The organism is Arthrobacter glacialis (genome assembly GCF_002909445.1).
Lineage (GTDB): Bacteria > Actinomycetota > Actinomycetes > Actinomycetales > Micrococcaceae > Specibacter > Specibacter glacialis.
Genome location: NZ_PPXC01000053.1, coordinates 1 through 1227, shown reverse-complemented (window position 1 = coordinate 1227; position 1227 = coordinate 1). Strand labels below are relative to the sequence as shown.

The 1227-nt window shown below is 44.6% G+C and carries 1 protein-coding gene; it reads left to right on the top strand.

The features are described 5' to 3' along the window. Window positions 1–328: 328 nt before the first annotated feature. A complete protein-coding gene (locus CVS27_RS21775) occupies window positions 329–1174 on the top strand; it encodes a hypothetical protein (protein ID WP_133163019.1) in 846 nt (281 codons plus the stop codon). The last annotated feature ends 53 nt before the right edge of the window (window positions 1175–1227 follow it).

The window sequence follows — 1227 nt, the reverse complement described above, 5'->3', positions numbered from 1 at the left end:
CATGAGGGAATACAGGCAGGAGTTGATAGGTTCTATAGAACCTGCAAATTAGTTGGGATAAACATGAGCAAGAAGAAATCCTACATAAATCGGACAGGAACGTTCGAATTCACAAGCTTTTTCTACCGCTATGGATTCGTAGCTAACTTCAGTCTTAGGAGTTTCAATTCTGAATCTCGGGCAGAAGAAATACACCAAAACCACATATTGGTGGGACGGACTCCAATCCTCAGACGACTTCGCCCTCATAGTGAATGCACCGAATCATGAGGGAATACAGGCAGGAGTTGATAGGTTCTATAGAACCTGCAAATTAGTTGGGATAAACATGAGCAAGAAGAAGTCCTACATAAATCGGACAGGAACGTTCGAATTCACAAGCTTTTTCTACCGCTATGGATTCGTAGCTAACTTCAGTATGGAGTTGCCCAGTTTTGGAGTGTCCGGGATTAATGAGTCAGCTGACATGAGCATTGGTGTTACAGTAATAAAGAACAATATGATAAACAACGATCTTGGACCAGCAACAGCCCAGATGGCCCTTCAGCTATTTATCAAAGACTACAGATACACATACCGATGTCACAGGGGTGATACACAAATTCAAACGAGGAGAGCATTCGAACTGAAGAAGCTGTGGGAGCAGACCCGTTCGAAAGCAGGACTGTTGATTTCAGATGGAGGGCCAAACCTGTACAATATCCGGAACCTCCACATTCCAGAGGTCTGCTTGAAATGGGAATTGATGGATGAAGACTACCAAGGCAGGTTGTGTAATCCTATGAACCCATTTGTTAGTCATAAGGAAATTGACTCAGTCAACAATGCTGTGGTGATGCCAGCTCATGGCCCAGCCAAAAGCATGGAGTATGATGCCGTTGCAACCACACATTCGTGGATTCCTAAGAGGAACCGCTCCATTCTCAACACCAGCCAAAGGGGGATTCTTGAGGACGAGCAGATGTACCAGAAGTGCTGCAACCTATTCGAAAAGTTCTTCCCCAGCAGTTCGTATAGGAGGCCAGTTGGAATTTCCAGCATGGTGGAGGCCATGGTGTCTAGGGCCCGAATTGATGCACGAATTGATTTCGAATCTGGAAGGATTAAGAAAGAAGAGTTTGCTGAGATCATGAAGATCTGTTCCACCATTGAAGAGCTCAGACGGCAAAAATAGTGAATTTAGCTTGTCCTTCATGAAAAAATGCCTTGTTTCTACTGATCACGCGT

Coding starts and splice junctions, on each gene's coding strand:
- CVS27_RS21775 (WP_133163019.1), top strand. CDS start 329: ATGAGCAAGAAGAAGTCCTACATAAATCGGACAGGAACGTTCGAATTC.